Below are 16576 nucleotides of genomic sequence, written 5' to 3' on the forward strand. Positions count from 1 at the left end.
GGCTCTACCGTGCACCCTTCCCCTGCGGCGTCATCGCGAGAGGTCCGTTCGGCTGCGCTCAGGGCAGGCTCCGCGACGCGGCGATTGGGGTGGTCCGCGCTCGGCGGCACGGGATCGCCGCGCTCCGCTCGCGATGACACCCGTTTGGGTAAGGCGTCTCCGCGACGACCCACCTGGGGCCCAGAGGTGCAGGGCCTCGTTGTGCAGCCTCCCCAACCGATGTCATCGCGAGGAGCCCGTTCGGCTACGCTCAGGGCAGGCTCCGCGACGTGGCGATCTGGTGGGGTCGTGCTCGGCGTCGCGAGATCGCCGCGCTGCGCTCGCGATGACACCGGCTGGGGTGGGTCTCCTTAGTCGCTCTCAGTGATGGTCACGTCCGTCGAGCAGAAATCGATGCCGTAGGCGTTGCGGGCGGTCACTGTCACGGTGTACGTGCCGGGTTCGCTGTAGCGGTGCGTCGCTGGAAGTGACGCATCGGTGTTGCCGTCGCCCCAGTCGACTCCAAACGCGTCGGCCTCTGGCGAATTGGGGTGGAGAGAACCCATCAGGGAAACCGGTTCGCCAGAGGCGGCCGTGCTCGGCTGGGCCTGGCAGGCTGTGAACACAGGGCCGTGCCCTAGCTCTACGGCTGTGACCACGCACGTCTCCGTATCGACAGCGTTCTCGCCACGGCGTAGCTCTGCGGTCACGGAATACGTCCCGGGAGTCCTGAACACGTGCGAGGCATCCGCGCCCGTAGAGGTCTCGGTGTCTCCCCAGATCCACTGGACATCAGGAGCCGGTATGCCGTCGTCCGTTGTCGAGGCGACAAAGCGTCCCTGCTCTCCGATTAGCAGTTCTGCGGGGCACTCTAGGCTGGCTAGCATGGCAGGCGCGCGCGTGGTCAGGCAGGAGGCGAGGCCAAGCGCGAAGCCCAGGGCCAGGAAGGAACGGTAGAGCATGGAGAACCAACTTCAAGACGCGGCTCAGAGTACGCCGGGCCTCTGGCGCCAGAGGCGTGGTGGTCGGCGCGGGCGGCATTTGGGCATGCCTAGGGCTCAAGCGGTTGCGCAAGCGCCCGATAAAGCCGGCTGCGCCTGCGTTCTAGACCCAGGCGCGAAGGGGTGTCGCCGTGACGGTCTGCCACAGACTAGTAGCAGAATAGATGGGACCAGACAGAGCGTTGACAGAACCGAGGAGTCGTTCTAGGGCGAGTGGCCGCGCCTCATCGGGCACCGTTATCCTCGGGGACCACCCTCTCTACTAATGCGTCTTTTTCTCGCTCTCCTTCTGCTTCTTCCCACACTCGCGCTTGCGCAGTCCCCTCTCGGAGACCGCATCGGCCCCGACCTGTCGCCAGAGGAGCAGCGCTACTTCGGGCTCTTCCCAGGGATCGAGGGGATTCAGTCCGTCCAGGTGGTGGCAGGCACCGATACGACTCGGCTGGTGGTGTCGCGAGCGGTGGGGGGCGATACCACGTACGCGCTGCGGCCTGGCCAGATCGACGCGCTCCGGACGTTTGTCGGCTCCTTCGAGCAGAGTGCCGCCGCGTTTCTGAACCCCAACTGGCAACAGGCCTCGTCGGCCTATACGTCCTCTGTCTTGAGCGCGGAGGAGTACCAGGCCGTTCGCGATTCCGTCGCGCAGGCCCGCGAGTCTCTGCTCCGGCCGGAGAGAGCGGGGGCGACGAACGCCCTCGCGGGCCGAGTTCTAGACCCCAGCACGGACGTTCCGTTCGTGAACCCTGAGCGCCGCACTGTTGTGATCCGACGCGGCGACCGCATCCTTTCCGGCGTGATCCTGAAAGCCGACGCCGACCAGCTTCTTTTGCACCCGGTCGCTCCGTACAACTGGCGGGCGCCAGAGGCCGTCGCGATTCCGGCAACCGAGATCGAGTGGGTAGAGATTGAGCCGGTTGCTGAGGAAGGGATCGCGCGTGCGTTTCCGTACATCGGCGGCGCAGTCGGGCTGGCCGTCGCTGGGGGAGACGTGTTTCTGCTAGAAGGAGGGCTGGAAAGCGCGCCCTTCGTCCCGCTCTTTGCCGCGGTGGGCTCCATTCTCGCGGAGCGCCTCCTGCCCCGGCCCCCGCCGCGAGGCGGGTACGCCAGCCGCCTGGGCTCGCTCGCCAACCGCTCCGCCTTCCGCGACGTCACGCCGCTGGACTTCCCGGGGGCGACCGCGGGGGAGGACGTTCTCTCGTCGCGCTCGGCAAGAGCCGATGGGGCGTTTAGCCGCTGGCGCGCTCGCTACGGATGGGTAAACGTAGCGGCTATGCGAGGGGTGTCGTCGGATGCCGAGGTCTCTGGCGTGGTCCAGGAGAGCGTGCGGCTGGGCGGCATTCCCACCGACACGTCGCCGCAGTTCCTGCAAGGGGCGTCGGCGCCTCTCGCGAGCGTCGACGTCGCGCTTCGGCCGGTGCCGTGGGTGCGTCTCGGCGGCACGTGGGTGCGCGGCGAGGACGAGCGTCCAAGCCTGGAGCGCGAGTCCATCGAAGAGGTCACGGGGCCCGAGGTGGGCTTCGTCTCTCTGGGCTCGTTCCGAGGCTACGCAGAGCTGGTGCTGCCCAGCCCGCGCGTCAGCGGGTTCGGCCTCGAAGCTGCCATCGGCGGGGGCCTGACGACCATCGAGGGAAGCGTAGACCGCTCCACGACGGCCGCAGGCGGAGAAGTCGCCTACAGCCTGTCGTCCTCGCGGAGCAGCCCGTTCGTGCAGGCGACGGTAGAGATCGTGGCCCCGCGCCGGACGTCTTTCTTCGTGCGGTGGACCTCAGTCGCGGCGCCAGAGGCAATCTCGATTCCAGGTGCGGAACTGGAGTCCGAGCAGTTCCCCGGCGTCATTACGTACCAGCGGGAGCCACACGAGGTGACGTTCGGGAGGTACCAGGACATCGCGTGGGGCACGCGCTTTCGGTTCTAAAGCGACACACGTGCTGAGCGCGCCAGAGGCCTCTCGCGAAGGAGGAGGGCTACGGCACAGACTCGTCGCGCGGGTGAGGTCGCACAGCCGTCGGTTTGCCGAAGCTGTGCGCATAAAATAAGCGTGTAAAAGGTTTGCGGGAAGAGGGGCGCCCCGCGCCGACGCCCGGCAACGCATGTCTCGACCTCGGCTAGAAGGGGCGCAGAGAGGCGCCGTCTGGCCCCCTCCGCGCCAGAGGCTTCGGCCGCCGTGGCGGAACCTGTCGGGGCGCAACGCGCACAGGACATACGGCGGTGGCGTCCTGTATGGTGGACGGCGAAGTGCCGCCAGAGGCCTCTGGCGTGCGATTCACGCTATCGGAACGGCGGTTGATACGTGGGTGGGGGAACACGCGGCTTACCACGTGAGGGCAGACGCAGCACCCGGCGCCGCCCGCTCTCTCAAGCCCCACCAACCCCACCGCCATGACCCGTTCAACACTCTCCGCACTCGGCCTCGTCGGCCTCCTCGCGCTCAGCGGGTGCACCGCCCTGGAGTCCCAGCGCTACCCTACCCCACGCCGAGGCGGCACCGTGTACCAGCCGGCACCGCGCCCGGCAGATGTCCGCCGTGACAACCGCGACGACGCCAGAAGCACCCCCGAGTGGCGCCGCGTCGAGCGCGACGTGCGGCAGTACGTCGACCGCCTTGACCGCGAGCTTCGCCTGGACAACCGCCAGGAGCGCCAGATCCGTGAGGTGCTGGAAAACCGGGCGTACAACCTGCTCCGCCAGACCCGTCGCGGCGAGGCGCGCCGCGTGTACCCCTTCCCGCGCCGCTTCAACCAGAAGCAGCACGCCAACCGCACCGTGGAACGCTTCTGGCGCGATGCCGACAACCGCGTTGAGCGGGTCCTGGATCGCGACCAGAAGCAGGAGTTCAAGTACCTGACGGGAGAGCGCCGCCGCCCCACCCGGGCACGCGACCAGCGCGACGACCGCCGCTACGACAGGGATGATCGCAGAGACGATCATCGCGAAGAGCGCCGCGGCCGCCGGAAGCGCGACTAGGCTCGCGACGCACGCTCATGCTCTAACGTTGGAGAGGCGGGGGACTTCGGTCCCTCGCCTCTTTGCTTTGCCTCTGGCGCTAGAGCCCACGCTCCGAGCCTCTGGCGCCAGAGGCTGCTCCCGCCCACTCTGCGCTGCTGCTAGGCGTCGCCAGAGGCCTCGGGGAAGCGTTCGCCCGCCGTCACGGCGAGGTCCAGCGTGTTCTGCGGCGGCGGGATAGGGCACGAGAACGACGGGTTGACCACGCACGTGGGGTGGTAGGCGCGGTTGAAGTCTAGCGCGACGCTGCCGTCAGCCTCTGGCGTGAGGTCCATGTAGCGGCCCCCGCCGTAGGTCTCCACGCCCGTCGTCTGGTCGCGAAAGGGGACGAAAAGGTTCGGGTTGGTCTCCCCCAGAGGGAGGTAGGCCGTTAGCCGCATGGGGCGGCCCTCGGCGCGAAACACGAGCACGCCAGAGGCCACCATCGCGCGGGGCTCGCCGGTGGACGTGCCGAGGTAGAGCGTGTCCGTTTGCAACGCCGGTTGGAGCGAGGCGGGGATGGCGAGCGTGGAGTCGTACGGGAAGTACTCCAGCCCGGTAAACGTCTCGCGCAGGCTCTCCATGACGGGCGTGTCCTCGGAGGCGTAAAGGCTGTCTCGGCTGGTGCGCCACGCCTCCCATTCGGCGTGGAGCGCGGCGCGGTCCACCGACGGCCCGCTGGGGCCGCAGGCGGCGAGAGACAGAAGCAGGGGGAGCAGGAGAGCGACGCGCATAGCAACGGGGACCGGCTACAAGGTCGCTATCATCGTGGACTCCGTCCTTTCAGCTTCGCGGAATCAGCGTCCCACCTCTATGCCCCGGTTCTCCTCCCTCACGCCTCTGGCGGTCTTCGGCCTCACGCTCCTTCTCGCGGCAGCGCCAGAGGCCCAGATCACGGCCACCAACGCGTTCCCGGGCGTCAGCTTCCAGTCGCCGGTGGAGATGGGGATGGCGCCGGGCCAGCCCAACCGCGTGTACGTAGTGGAGCAAGGCAACGGGACCGGGCGCGCGCGCATCCTCACGCTTGAAGTGGGGGACAGCGCCCCGACGGTCTTCCTCGACCTCGACGACCGCGTGCGGGCGGGGGGCGAGCAGGGCCTGCTCGGTCTCGCGTTCCACCCGAACTACGCCGCCAACGGGCGCGTCTTCGTGCACTACAGCGGGCAGCCGGACGGCCGGACGGTCGTCTCGGAGTTCGCGCGCGCCAGCGGCGATCCTCTGGCGGCGGACCCCGAGAGCGAGCGCGTAATCTTGGAGCGGAGCCAGCCCTTCGGCAACCACAACGGTGGCAAGATCGCGTTTGGCCCGGACGGCTTCCTCTACATCGGGCTCGGCGATGGCGGCTCGGGGAACGATCCGCTGGGCAGCGGGCAGGACACCTCCACCATCCTCGGCGCGCTTCTCCGCATCGACGTGGACACGGTGCCAGCAGGCGCCACCTACGGGATCCCAGTGGACAACCCATTCGCCTCTGGCGGGGGCCGCGGCGAGATCTACGCCTACGGCATCCGCAACCCGTGGAAGTTCTCCTTCGACTCCCTCACCGGCGACCTGTGGCTGGGCGACGTGGGGCAGGGGCGTTGGGAGGAGATCAACAAGGTGCGCAACGGCGGCAACTACGGCTGGAATCGCGTGGAAGGCCCCGAGTGCTTCCAGCGGACCTGCACGCTGAGCGACTACGACGCGCCGGTGTTCTCTTACCCCCACAACAACACGGACCAGGGGGGGCTCTCCATCACGGGTGGGATCGTGTACCGGGGGACCGACGTGGCGGGCTTGGAGGGCGCCTACCTCTACGCCGACTTCGTCTTCCCTCGCCTGTGGTCCCTGTTCTCTGGCACGACGCCGGGCACCGCAACCTCGACGCTGCTCTCTAGCTCGATCAGCAACATCTCGTCCATCAACGAGGGGCCGGGGCGCGAGGCGTACGTGGTCACCTACGGAGGCACCATCTTCCGCCTTCAGGGCACTTCTACCGCGGCGGCCCCCGGCGCCTCTGGCGCGGGGCTGATCCGCGTGGACGGCCCGAACCCCGTCCGCGGCGAGGCCGCGCTCGTGCTGAGCGCCTCTGGCGGCGAACCGGTACGTGTGCGTCTCTTCGACGCCAGAGGCCGCGAGTTGGCCGTCCTGAACGAGGGGGCCGTCGCGCGCGAGATGCGCCTCGTCGTAGACCTCGAGACGCTTGGTGTGGCCGCTGGCGTGGTGTTTGTTCTAGCGGAGACCTCTACCCTCCGCCAATCCGTTCGGCTCGTTGTAACGGGCTGATGTGATGGGCTTTATGCCATGAGTCGACTTCCCGTTTTTGCCACGCTCCTCGCAGCGTTTCTACTCGCCCCCGCATCCCTCGCGCAGATCCGAGCCGTCGAGGCCTTCCCCGGGATCCGGTTCGATTTCCCCGTTGAGGTGGCCGTCGCGCCCGGCCAGCCCGAGCGGCTGTACGTCGTGGAAAAGGGGGAGGGGAGCACGTCGCCCGAGGCGCCCTCGCGCATCCTCTCCATCGCGCCGGGCGAGACCGAGCCGACGGTTTTTCTGGACCTGACGGACGTGGCGTGGCCGGGCGCGGAAGCGGGGCTTTTGGGACTCGCCTTCCACCCGGACTACGCGAGCAACGGACGCTTTTTCGTCTACTACGGCGCCAGAGGCGTGCAGCGGACAGTGTTGGCGGAGTACCGCCGCTCGGCGCGCGATCCGCTCGTGGCAGACCCCGATGACCCCGTCGTCCTCTTGGAGGTGGAGCAGCCGCTGACGATCCACAACGGCGGCAAGATCAAGTTCGGCCCCGACGGATTCCTGTACGTCGCCTACGGCGACGGGCGCGGCCCGGGCGACGTGGACGGCAACGGCCAGAACCTCGCGACGCTGCTGGGCTCGCTCGTCCGCATCGACGTGGACGGCACGACGGGGAGCCTGCCCTACCGCATCCCGGCGGACAACCCCTTTCTCGATGTGAGCGGCGCCCGCCCCGAGATCTACGCCAGAGGCTTCCGCAGCCCGTGGAAGTTCACCTTCGACGCTGAGACTGGCGACCTCTGGTTGGGCGACGTAGGCGAGACCGACTGGGAGGAGATCAACGTCGTGGAGGCCGGCGGCAACTACGGCTGGGGCGAGATGGAAGGCTTCCAGTGCTTCGTGGACGACTGCGACCCAGACAAATACGACCTCCCGCTCTACGCCTACCCGCACACCGCCGAGACCACGGGCGGGCTCTCCATCACGGGCGGCTTCGTCTACCGCGGCACCGCGCTGGCCGGCCTGCAAGGCCGCTACCTCTTCGCGGACTTCGTCTTCCCCCGCCTGTGGGCGCTTCTCGACGACGCCTCTGGCGCCGACGTGATCCTCAACACCGTGCCCAACATCGCGTCCATCAACGCCGACGCCTCGGGCGAGGTGCTGCTGACCTCGTTTACCGAGGGCAAGATCTACAAGGTGGTCCAGGGGCCTCTGGCGAACGGCCCCGGCGCAACCGACGCCGCGCCGACGCTCGCGCTCCGGGGCGCCAACCCGGTCCGGAGCCGCGCGCGCCTCGCCATTGGCGCGGCGGCAGGCACGAGCGTGCGCGTCACGGCGTTCGACGCCAGAGGCCGCGAGCTCGCGGTTGTCTACGACGGCGCCGTCTCGGCAGGCGATCTTGAGGTCGAACTCGACGCCAGCGGCTTCGCGCCCGGCGCCGTCTTCGTCCGCTTGGACGCGGCCTCGGGCCGCGTTGTCCTCCCGCTTACTGTGGTCCGCTAGGCCACCCTCCCACCCGCCGATGATCGTCAGGACGCTCGCCACTCTTACCGTCCTTGCCCTGCCGCTTCTGGCGCTGACGTACCCGTACGGCGCGCCGTCGGGCTTCGACGGCTTCGACGGCACCTCTTGCGCCACCTGCCACCGCACGCCGGACGGGGACGCGAACACGAACGTGGGCACGGGCTCGGTCTCCATCACCGCGCCCGACGTGTACGTGGCCGGTCAGCCTCTGGCGATCACCGTGGCCGTGGTGAACACGACCGAGGCGGCGCCGGGCGGCTCGGGACGGCTCCAAGGCTTCCAGGTCTCCGTCCGTGACGCCAGCGGCACGCCCGTCGGCAGCTTCGACCTCCGGGGCTCGTCGGCGATTCAGTTCGCGGATGGGAACACGAACTACGTCACGCACACGACGGCGGGCAACCAGCAGTCCTCGTGGACCTTTGACTGGACGCCGCCCGCGGGCACGCCGCCCCAGGCCGTCACGGTCTACGCGGCGGCCAACGCCGCGAACGGAAACAGCAGCCTGACCGGGGACTACATCTATACCGCGCAGAAGGCCCTGGCGTTGGCCACGGCTGGCGAGCCTGGGCCAGACGAGAGCGCCGTCCAGCTCGGTGCCGTCTCGCCGCAGCCCGTGCGAGGCCAGGCCCGCGCGCGGCTTACGCTGAGCGAGCCTGGAGACGTGCGCGCGCGGCTTGTGGACGGCCTCGGCCGCACCGTCCGCGATCTCGCCAGAGGCGCCTATCCCGCCGGTGAGTCCCTGCTCGACGTCGACGCCAGCGGCCTCCCGTCGGGTGTGTACTTCCTCGTCGTGGACACGCCGCAGGGGCGCCGGACGGGGCGCGTTGTCGTCGCGCGCTGAGCAGGGGCGTAGGGCCTCTGGCGTAGAGAAAACGCGGGGCGGCCGAGTTAGGAGCGACAAAAAGGGGTGGCAGAAGCCCGTTCGGACGCGCGAGCGTTCCTAGGATGCGCGTTGATTTGCCTGCACACCTGAGGGCGCGATACCGGAACTGCCCCCTCAACCTGTACCGTGTCGCTACCCCACCATTCCGCGCTCGACGTCGCGCTTCGTCAGTCGGCTGCCCTGCTCCAATCGCGAGGGCTGTACGTCCTCCGCCTCGAACTCGACGGCCACGTGCAGGCCGTCGCGAGTACAGGGGAGTCCCTGACGCAAGACGCGATGCAGGTGGCCCTCGCCGCCCTCGTGGACGATGGGGAGCTCTCCGTCGTTGGGGCCACTATTGGCGTGGATGTCCCGCACGTGGAGGCGGTGTGGCTCGGGGACGAGCGGCACGCCCTCCTCGCGCTTTGCGACGCGCCCATCGGCGACTGGCACCTCTCGGAGGCCGGGGCTCTCGTTTCGGCGCTGATCTACGCGGAGTACAAGGGCGTAGAGCTGGACCACGCGCGCTTCCTCCGCGCGCTGACAGCGGACCCCGCGCCGCTGGACGAGCGGCTCCACAACGCGCTCACGCGAGCGTCGTCCCTCCTGGGGCTCGAAGCGGCCGTGTTCCTCTGCGTCGAGTCCGAGGAGTGGAACGTGGAATCCGTGCACGACCCCGGCGGCATCGTCAACCACGGGCGGCTGCTGGCCTCTGGCGCACTGGCGTCCATCACGTTCCGCGCCAGCGGCTCGGTCGGCATTCACGATGTCGCGGCCTCGGCGTTCGCAGCGCCGGGCGAGGTGGGCGCGTTCCTGGGGGCGCCGATTGTAGCGGGAGGGCAAGGCCTCGGCGTGCTCGCGTTCCTGGGCCGAGAGGCGCGGCCGGAGCCGTTCGGGCCGCCCGCGCGGGAGCTGGTGGAAACGCTGGCGCGATGGGCCGGAGCCGCCCTCGGCGGGCGGGCCTCGGCGCAACGCCTGGCCGAGCAGGAGGCGACGCTCTCGCGGCTGTTCTACGCCTCGCCGTACCCCGTCGGCGTGGCCGAATGGCGGACGGCCCCTGGCGAGCCCGACGACCTCGAACTCGTGGAGGCCAACGAGTCCGCCGTTCGGATGCTAGGCGCCGGCCCTGGCGACACGTTTTCCGAGGTGCTCCCGCCAGCGGCCGTCCGGCTCTGGACCGGCGCCTGCCGCCGCGCCACCGTGGACGAGAGCGTGCAGCGATTCCGCGCGGACCTGGTGCCGCCGGGCGAGACCGAGGCCCGCCGCTACCGCGTCTCGCTCTCGCTCATCACCGCACCGACGCCCGAGCGGCCCGGCCGCGTCACCTTTCTCGCCGAGGACGTGACGGCGCGCCGCCACATCCGCGACAACCTGCACGGGCGCGAATCCCAACTCCGCATCGTCCTGGAGCACGCGCCTATTCTGCTGTTCGAGCTGGACGAGGCGGGGCACTTCGTGTTCTGCGAGGGCCGCGCGCTCGCGCTTTCGGGCATCCGCTCCGAGGACCTGATCGGCGTTTCCGCCGTGGAGCGTTACCGGAACCACCCGGAGACGATGCAAGGGTTCAACCGCGTGCTCTCCGGCCAGGCGAGTTCGTGGACGCTCACGCTCGGCTCCCGCGAGTTCGAGGTCTACGCCGAGCCCTCCCGGGACCGCGACAACGCGATCTCGGGCGCCAGAGGCGTCGCCGTGGATGTGACCGAGCGCCGCAACGCAGAGCGGATCGCCGCCCGCGCGAGCGAGGAGGCCGCCGACGACGCACGCCACAGCGCCGACCTCGTCTCGCTGCTCAGCCACGGCCTGCGCGTGCCTCTGGCGACAGTCCTGGGCTACGCGGACCTGATGGAGGACGAGGACGGGGAGGCCGCCGAGGCCGCGGGCGCCATCACGCGCGCCGCGCAGGAGATCCTCGACACGCTGGACGGATTCCTGGACCTCACGCAGCTTTCTGCCCTCCGCACCGTCGCGCCCCGCCCAACGGGGACGACGGGCCTAGAGGCGACCGTGAACCGCGCCGTGGCCGAAGGCGCCTCTGGCGTGCCGGTCTCGGTAGAGGTGGTGCCGTTGGAGACGCCGATCCTGCTGGACCTCAGCCTCTTCGGCGCCGTCATCAGCCGCGTGGCCGAGCTTGCCGAAGGCTCGCTAGAGGTGAGCGCCGAGGCGGCCGGTGCGCACCTCTTCGTCCGGCTCTTCTCGCCCGGCCTGGCCTCCCGCCTGGGAGGCGACTCGCTGGACACCGCCTATGTGCATCACGCCGTCGCGGCGCTGGACGCCGAACTCGCGCTGGGCGCCGACGGCAGCGTCGGCATCGGCGTGCCTGTCCTGCCGGCGCCGATCGTCCACCTGGCCACGGCGCCTTCGGGCGACGGCTCGTTGCGCGCGGCGGAGCTGATCACGAGGCTCTGATCCCGCCTCTGGCGCCACGGGTCGAAGCCGAGCGCCAGAGGCCGCGCTACCGCGTTTTGACGGCCGTGAACGTCTCGGCGAACCCCGCGCCCTCTACGCGGACGACGTACACGCCCGGCGCGAGGCCGCGCCCGATCTCGACCCGCGCCTCTGGCGTCTCCGCGTCCGAGACCGAGAGCCGGCGGCCGAGCGCATCATAGACGCTCACCTGGACGGCCGTGTTGGCGGGCGCCTGGATCAGGATCGTGGTCGCTTCGCGAAACGGGTTGGGGCGCGGGCGGCTCACCGCCAGAGGCCTCTGGCGAGGCTCGAAGCCCTCCACGCGGCTGGGTTCAAACGCGCCAGATGCCTGCGCGGCGAGAACGCGGCGGGCGTCAGAGCGGAGGTGGGTAATGGAGTCGAAGCGGTCGGTGCCCTGCGCGTAGACGAGGGCGAAGGTGACTGATGTAGAGCTATCGGGGAGTAGCCGGAATGGGCCGCTGCCGGGGATGCCGCGGCGGTCTCCAGCGGGGATTGGGGTGCCCGCCCCGTCTGCGTTGACCTCGCTCCATCCCTCGCCGCTTACGGGATCACCTGCGTACAGAAACCGAGTCCTGGGGTATTGGGCGGGTTGCCGATATCCGTTGCCGTTCGCGCGCATAACGCTTCCGTCCCCCCATCTCCCCTGCAGGTAGTTGTAGAACTGGAAGACTCCGTCTGGGTCGCCCGATGTGCAGTGTGGGCAGGTAAGCGCGTAGAGGGCCGAGCCAGTCAGGCCGAGCGGCTCCCCAGGCTCGTCCACCGTACCGTCTCCATCGTCATCGCGCCCGTTCGCTAACCCCACAGGGCCTCTGGCGACCACGACCCCGTGGGCCGGGGGAGCGCCATTGAAAAAGGGGTCGGTATCGGTGCCGTTGTAGACGTACAGCATCTGCGCCGTCGTGTCCGTCCCGATACGATCATTGGTCCTCTCGCCAATATCAAAGTCGTGGTGGAGGCCGACGTACGCACTGTCGAGCGGCGTGCCGTTGCGGTTCGTGATCGTGAAGCGGTAGAACGTCTCGTCCCGGAACGGGGAGGTACGGATCGCGAACGCTTCAGCCGCTACATCCACTCCGGCAGCCGTTTCGCCAAAGGGGGTGCCCGAAGCCATGTCGGTCATCGCCCAGAAGGCCATCACGTCGCCTCGGATCGCGGGCTGGTCGCCCGCTTCGAGGTCGTAGTTGCCCGCGATGCCGTCGCCGTCCAAGACGGGCGCGCCGAGGTGCACCGGCCACTCCGCCAAGTCGGCCTCTGGCGTCGCACCGGCGTAGTACGCCGCGATGTCATCGCGGGAGACCACCCAGATTCTGTCCGCCTCCGCGCACGCGGTGGAGTCCGGTGGGACGTGGTCGGCGCCCGTCTGGCCTGGCCGAAACACGAAGTTGGTGTAGCGCGCAGCGGACGCGCGGATGTCGCCGCCGACCTTCCCGCCGAGCCACAGGGTGGACGCGAAAACGGGCGAGCGCGGCTGCCCGTTCAGCGCGTTCTCTCCGAGCGGTGTCACGTAGCCGCTGCCGTCGGTCGTCTGGTTGCCGTAGAAGAGGTTGCCGTTGGTGAACAGCGCCGCCTCCACGTCCACGCCGCGCAGCCGCGCCTCGGCGGTGCCTAGCGCGCACGTCTGCGCGCCAGAGGCCATCGCGGGGAGCGCGAACAGCGCGAGGAAGAGGGCGGCCCGGAGCATGAGATGCAGAGAGATGCTTGTGCAAGTCTAGCCCCCCCCGGCCTCTGGCGGCAAGGCACGCGGGCGCGCCTCTGGCGTGCGGGTGAAGGCGGCGCGATGGACTCCGCCAGAGGCCCCGCGCTAGGTTCTGGGCGGTCTCCCCGCTGCGCACGTGTCTACTCCTCCCATGTTCGTCCCCGAGTACAACAAGCCCGACAGCCCGGGCATCCACATGGGCTTCGACAACACCGTCGCGATCTACCAGGTCGTGGCGCCAGAGGACACGTTCGAGGCGGCGGCGACCGAGGCGGTGGACTTCCTCCGCGAGGCAGAGCAGCGCTTCCCCGGCTGGCCCCGCGTGTTCTACCTCGACGTGGCCGGCCACGACGGCGACGCGGGCGGCTTCGACCCCGACTTCTACGAGTTCCAGCAGGAGTTCTTCTTCAGCGTCCTCGCCCCGTTCATCTCCGCCGCCGAGATGCCGCTCACGGGCGGGCTCGTGAACCCGGAGCCGCAGCGGAACGACGTCCCGGACGCGCTGCGGTTCGGGGAGGACGTGCGGCCGCACGCGGGGCAGGTGGTGCCGGACCACGGCGGCACGCCCACCGGCGACGGCGCCTGAGCCTCTTGCGCCAGAGGCCCCAACAGACCGCGCCCCGCCCGGAGTCTCCAGGCGGGGCGCGGTGCGTAAACAGACGGCTCGCCAGAGGCTAGCGCGGGTCCTGCTTCGCGGCCTCGATGGCCGAGACGAACACGTCCATCGGCTGGTTGCCGTTGACGAAGCGGCCGTTGACGAAGAAGCCCGGCGTGCCGCGCACCCCGTACTCCTCGCCGAGAGCCATCTGCGTGTCCACGCCAGAGGCCGCGGCCTGATAGGTGCTAGAGCTTTCGTCAGTCGCGCAGGTGCTCCACGCGGCCATGTCGATGCCGGAGCCCGCGAGCGCGGCGCGAGACTTCGCGATGACGTTGCCGGTGTTGATGGCGCTCTGCTCGTCGAAGTAGAGGTCGTGCAGCGTCCAGAAGGCGTCGTTGTTCTGCTCGGCGGCGCACGAGGACGCGATGGCGGCCGGGCGCGCCCACGGGTGGTTGCCCAGCGGGAAGTGCGCGTAGACGAGCTTCACGTCCTCGGGGTAGGCCGCGAGCACCTGCTTGACCGTACCGGCGGCGCGGCTGCAGTAGGGGCACTGGAAGTCCGAGAACTCGACGATGGTCACGGGCGCGTCGGCGGGGCCTCTGGCGGGGAGCCCGGCGACGGAGGACGCGAGGGCGGCCGAGCGGACGCGGGCCTCCGCTTCGGCTTCCGAGTCCGCGTTGGCGCGCGCTTCAGCGAGTTCCTCGACGGAGCGGCTCACGTCGATCGGGTCGGACGCGATGAGGTACATCGCGGAGTTGTCGCGCGTGACCAGGAACGGCTGCGGCGGCTGGCCGGCGATCAGGAACGTGCCCTCGTCCATGCCGTCGGCTGCGGCCTTGAGCGTGTCGATGCGCACGTCGAGGTCGGCGACCTGCGGGAACTCGTGCTTGAGGTTGGCGATGATCTGCGCCTTGCGGTCCTCGCCGCCAGAGGCGGTTTGGCTGTTGGCGGGGCCGCAGGCGACGACGAACGTCGCGAGAAAGGCGAGGGAAAGCGCGCGGAGGGTGGGCATCAACGTGTCGGGGTGGCGAAGGCGTACAGACTACGGCGGCCCGAACGAGGGGCGCTGCGAGTCTGGTGTGTGGTTTCAGCCTCTGGCGCGGTGGGCTTAAGTGGGAGGGATGAGGGATGAGGGATGAGGGATGAGGGATGAGGGATGAGGGATGAGGGATGAGGGATGAGGGATGAGGAGGGGCGCCGCCCTATTTGTTCCGCCTCTGGCGCCAGAAGCCGAGCCGGCTCACCTTCCAGTCCCCACCAGCCTGCCGCCTGCGGTGGACACGGCGCGCACCGGCCGGTAGACGCCTGGCAGCGCCAGAGGCCCGGTTTTGCCACCTACGGCTCGGTTCGCCCCGCCTTGGCACGATCTCCGCATTCACGTGGGTGCCTTCCCACACTGCCATGAAACGTTTCGCTACGCCTCTCTTCCTCCTCGCCCTCACGCTAGCCGTGTGGGGCTGCACCTCCGCCCGCGGCGCCTACGATGACGCCATGCAGGCCGAACTCGCGGGCGATTTGCCCACCGCCTTCGAACGCTACTACACCGCGCTCCGCCGCGACGGTGACCTCCCCAACGCCAGAGGCCGCTTCGGCGTCGTCGGGCGCGATCTGGTCTCCGGCCTCCTCGCGCAGGCCTCTGGCGCGCGCGTGCCGACGCAGGCGGCGGATCTCTACCTGGACGTCGAGCGACGCGTGAACCGGGCGTCCGAAGTCGGCGTTTCGCTGCGCCTGCCTGAGACGTTCGCGGAGGATCGAGACCTCGCACTCGACGACGCCATCGCGAGCCTGCGCGAGGCCAGCGCGGACGCTCACGCCGCTGGCGACTTCAACGGCGCCCTCGCGAGCCTCAACCGCGCCCGCGCCTACCGGCCGTCTGCCTCTGAACTTCGGCTCTTGGACGGCGACGCCCGCCTCGTCTACTCCGATTGGGCCGAGGACGACCTTGCCCGAGGCCTCTGGCGCCGGGCCTACGCCAACACGGAGTACGCGCTCGGCTTCTCCGATCCCGACGACGATACCGTTTTCCGGCTCCAAGACCTCCAGGCCGCCATCCTCGACGCCGGCAGCGTCCGCGTGGCCTTTTTCCCACTCGCACGGGACGCCAGAAACGACGACCGAGACGCCAGAGGCTCCGACGACGGCGAGCGCGGCGGCGTCGGCCGGGACCGCGCGCGGATACCCTACGGCTTCGCGGCCGACCTGGACGACGTGCTGAACGACGACCACTGGGCGCGCCCGCCGCTCTTCGTCTACGCCGCCGACCCCGCCGATGTGCGCCGGCTGGTGCGCGGCGAGCGCGACCTGGACCGCCTCGGGGGCAACCGCTCGCTCCTCGCCGGGCTCGCGCGCGACCTCGATGCCGACCTCGGCGCCGCGTTCTCCCTCGGCCTCTGGCGCCAAGCTGAAGAGGTGCGCGAGCGTGACGTGCGACAGGCCTCGACCCGTTCCGGTCAGCCCGCCACGTACGACTACCTCCGCGTGCGCATGAGCGCGGGCGCGACGGTCTCGTACACCGTTGTGGACGCAAGCACGCGGGCTGTCGTCTGCCAGGGCGAGGTCGAGAAGGACGTGCGCGATACCGTCACCTTCCACGAGTTCGACGGCGACTGGCGCGATCTCGCCGTCAGCCGCGACGACCGCCGCTACTTCACCGACGACTACCGCGCCGACGTGGAGGCCGAAATGGCCCTCGACCTGCAGACGCAGCTCGCGAACGCCGTCGCGGAGCGCGTCTATGCCTGCGTCGGTCAGCAGGTACTGTAGCCGCTGGCGCGAAGGCGTGAGGCCTCTGGCGGGACTCGTTCTCGCCAGAGGCTTTCCTCTGTAAACAGGCCACGCCGCTCGGTCTTTCGCCAGAGGCAACCGCGTACGCATCTTCGCGCTCCAATCCTGCCGACGCTATGCGTTTCCTCTTTGCTGTTCTCTCGCTGGCTATCTCGGTGCCTGTGTTCGCGCAGACGCCAGAGGCGCACCCTGTTGAGGCTATTGGCGACGACATCGAAGCGCTGCCAATGAGGAGTGGGTGGGCTAAGCAGACCGATACGTCCGCCATGGAGGGGACGCCTTGGACATGCGGTCTTGCCGTCTCGCTAGTGTGTCTCGAACCACGCGTTCCAGTCCTACAAAGGGGGGCCTTCGCTTCACGGATTGCTTTGTCGCAGGATGAGCGGTTGGAGGGGGAGTGCTCGCACAGTTCTGGTACGATTAGCCTGACCAATCTCACGCTGGGCCGCTAGCCTCTAGCGCCAGAGGCGATCTTGGGCGACGCCCCCGCCGCC

The 16576-nt window shown here is 69.4% G+C and carries 12 protein-coding genes; 8 read left to right on the top strand and 4 right to left on the bottom strand.

Going from position 1 to position 16576, the window contains the following annotated elements:
* Window positions 1–350: 350 nt before the first annotated feature.
* Complete coding sequence (locus BSZ36_RS00710; protein ID WP_094545249.1) at window positions 351–941, bottom strand: PKD domain-containing protein; 591 nt, start codon at window positions 939–941, stop codon at window positions 351–353.
* A 304-nt stretch (window positions 942–1245) separates the two neighbouring features.
* Here BSZ36_RS00710 and BSZ36_RS00715 point away from each other — a divergent pair, with 304 nt between their 5' ends.
* Together BSZ36_RS00715 and BSZ36_RS00720 are read left to right on the top strand one after the other, a co-directional pair.
* The gene (locus BSZ36_RS00715; RefSeq protein WP_094545250.1) at window positions 1246–2895 is read left to right on the top strand and encodes a hypothetical protein; all 1650 of its coding nucleotides are present in this window, start codon (window positions 1246–1248) and stop codon (window positions 2893–2895) included.
* A 464-nt stretch (window positions 2896–3359) separates the two neighbouring features.
* Window positions 3360–3944, top strand: a complete 585-nt coding sequence (locus BSZ36_RS00720) for a hypothetical protein (RefSeq protein WP_094545251.1) — start codon at window positions 3360–3362, stop codon at window positions 3942–3944.
* A gap of 140 nt (window positions 3945–4084) precedes the next feature.
* Here BSZ36_RS00720 and BSZ36_RS00725 read toward each other — a convergent pair whose 3' ends face one another.
* Window positions 4085–4696 carry a DUF1684 domain-containing protein gene (locus BSZ36_RS00725; protein ID WP_094545252.1) on the bottom strand — a complete coding sequence of 204 codons (612 nt, stop codon included), beginning with the start codon at window positions 4694–4696 and terminating at the stop codon, window positions 4085–4087.
* 79 nt (window positions 4697–4775) lie between these two features.
* On the opposite strand from BSZ36_RS00725, the gene BSZ36_RS00730 reads away from it, so the two are divergent.
* The 4 genes from BSZ36_RS00730 (at window position 4776) to BSZ36_RS00745 (ending at window position 10983) form a co-directional block, all read left to right on the top strand.
* Complete coding sequence (locus tag BSZ36_RS00730; protein ID WP_094545253.1) at window positions 4776–6227, top strand: PQQ-dependent sugar dehydrogenase; 1452 nt, start codon at window positions 4776–4778, stop codon at window positions 6225–6227.
* Between the two features lie 18 nt (window positions 6228–6245).
* Window positions 6246–7694: a PQQ-dependent sugar dehydrogenase gene (locus tag BSZ36_RS00735; RefSeq protein ID WP_094545254.1), complete on the top strand. Its 1449-nt coding sequence runs from the start codon at window positions 6246–6248 to the stop codon at window positions 7692–7694.
* A gap of 19 nt (window positions 7695–7713) precedes the next feature.
* Window positions 7714–8556 carry a choice-of-anchor V domain-containing protein gene (locus BSZ36_RS00740; RefSeq protein WP_094545255.1) on the top strand — a complete coding sequence of 281 codons (843 nt, stop codon included), beginning with the start codon at window positions 7714–7716 and terminating at the stop codon, window positions 8554–8556.
* Window positions 8557–8724: 168 nt separating this feature from the next.
* A complete protein-coding gene (locus BSZ36_RS00745; protein ID WP_143536697.1) occupies window positions 8725–10983 on the top strand; it encodes a PAS domain-containing protein in 2259 nt (752 codons plus the stop codon).
* Window positions 10984–11029: 46 nt separating this feature from the next.
* On the opposite strand, the gene BSZ36_RS00750 is transcribed toward BSZ36_RS00745, so the two are convergent.
* A complete protein-coding gene (locus BSZ36_RS00750; protein ID WP_094545257.1) occupies window positions 11030–12685 on the bottom strand; it encodes a T9SS type A sorting domain-containing protein in 1656 nt (551 codons plus the stop codon).
* A gap of 151 nt (window positions 12686–12836) precedes the next feature.
* Between BSZ36_RS00750 and BSZ36_RS00755 the strand changes: the two genes are divergently transcribed.
* Window positions 12837–13286 (top strand): hypothetical protein, encoded by a 450-nt coding sequence (locus tag BSZ36_RS00755; RefSeq protein ID WP_179270948.1) that lies wholly within the window; start codon window positions 12837–12839, stop codon window positions 13284–13286.
* 88 nt (window positions 13287–13374) lie between these two features.
* On the opposite strand, the gene BSZ36_RS00760 is transcribed toward BSZ36_RS00755, so the two are convergent.
* Window positions 13375–14310: a DsbA family protein gene (locus tag BSZ36_RS00760; protein WP_094545258.1), complete on the bottom strand. Its 936-nt coding sequence runs from the start codon at window positions 14308–14310 to the stop codon at window positions 13375–13377.
* Between the two features lie 389 nt (window positions 14311–14699).
* Between BSZ36_RS00760 and BSZ36_RS00765 the strand changes: the two genes are divergently transcribed.
* Window positions 14700–16061, top strand: coding sequence for a hypothetical protein (locus tag BSZ36_RS00765; protein ID WP_094545259.1), 1362 nt, complete (start codon window positions 14700–14702; stop codon window positions 16059–16061).
* The last annotated feature ends 515 nt before the right edge of the window (window positions 16062–16576 follow it).

Source organism: Rubricoccus marinus, assembly GCF_002257665.1.
Taxonomy (GTDB): Bacteria; Bacteroidota; Rhodothermia; order Rhodothermales; family Rubricoccaceae; genus Rubricoccus; species Rubricoccus marinus.

What these genes read in the sequence shown, in the direction of transcription:
- BSZ36_RS00730 (WP_094545253.1), top strand. Translation starts at nt 4,776, where the DNA reads ATGCCCCGGTTCTCCTCCCTCACGCCTCTGGCGGTCTTCGGCCTCACG.
- BSZ36_RS00750 (WP_094545257.1), bottom strand. Translation starts at nt 12,685, where the DNA reads ATGCTCCGGGCCGCCCTCTTCCTCGCGCTGTTCGCGCTCCCCGCGATG.
- BSZ36_RS00715 (WP_094545250.1), top strand. Translation starts at nt 1,246, where the DNA reads ATGCGTCTTTTTCTCGCTCTCCTTCTGCTTCTTCCCACACTCGCGCTT.
- BSZ36_RS00725 (WP_094545252.1), bottom strand. Translation starts at nt 4,696, where the DNA reads ATGCGCGTCGCTCTCCTGCTCCCCCTGCTTCTGTCTCTCGCCGCCTGC.
- BSZ36_RS00710 (WP_094545249.1), bottom strand. Translation starts at nt 941, where the DNA reads ATGCTCTACCGTTCCTTCCTGGCCCTGGGCTTCGCGCTTGGCCTCGCC.
- BSZ36_RS00740 (WP_094545255.1), top strand. Translation starts at nt 7,714, where the DNA reads ATGATCGTCAGGACGCTCGCCACTCTTACCGTCCTTGCCCTGCCGCTT.
- BSZ36_RS00735 (WP_094545254.1), top strand. Translation starts at nt 6,246, where the DNA reads ATGAGTCGACTTCCCGTTTTTGCCACGCTCCTCGCAGCGTTTCTACTC.
- BSZ36_RS00760 (WP_094545258.1), bottom strand. Translation starts at nt 14,310, where the DNA reads ATGCCCACCCTCCGCGCGCTTTCCCTCGCCTTTCTCGCGACGTTCGTC.
- BSZ36_RS00720 (WP_094545251.1), top strand. Translation starts at nt 3,360, where the DNA reads ATGACCCGTTCAACACTCTCCGCACTCGGCCTCGTCGGCCTCCTCGCG.
- BSZ36_RS00765 (WP_094545259.1), top strand. Translation starts at nt 14,700, where the DNA reads ATGAAACGTTTCGCTACGCCTCTCTTCCTCCTCGCCCTCACGCTAGCC.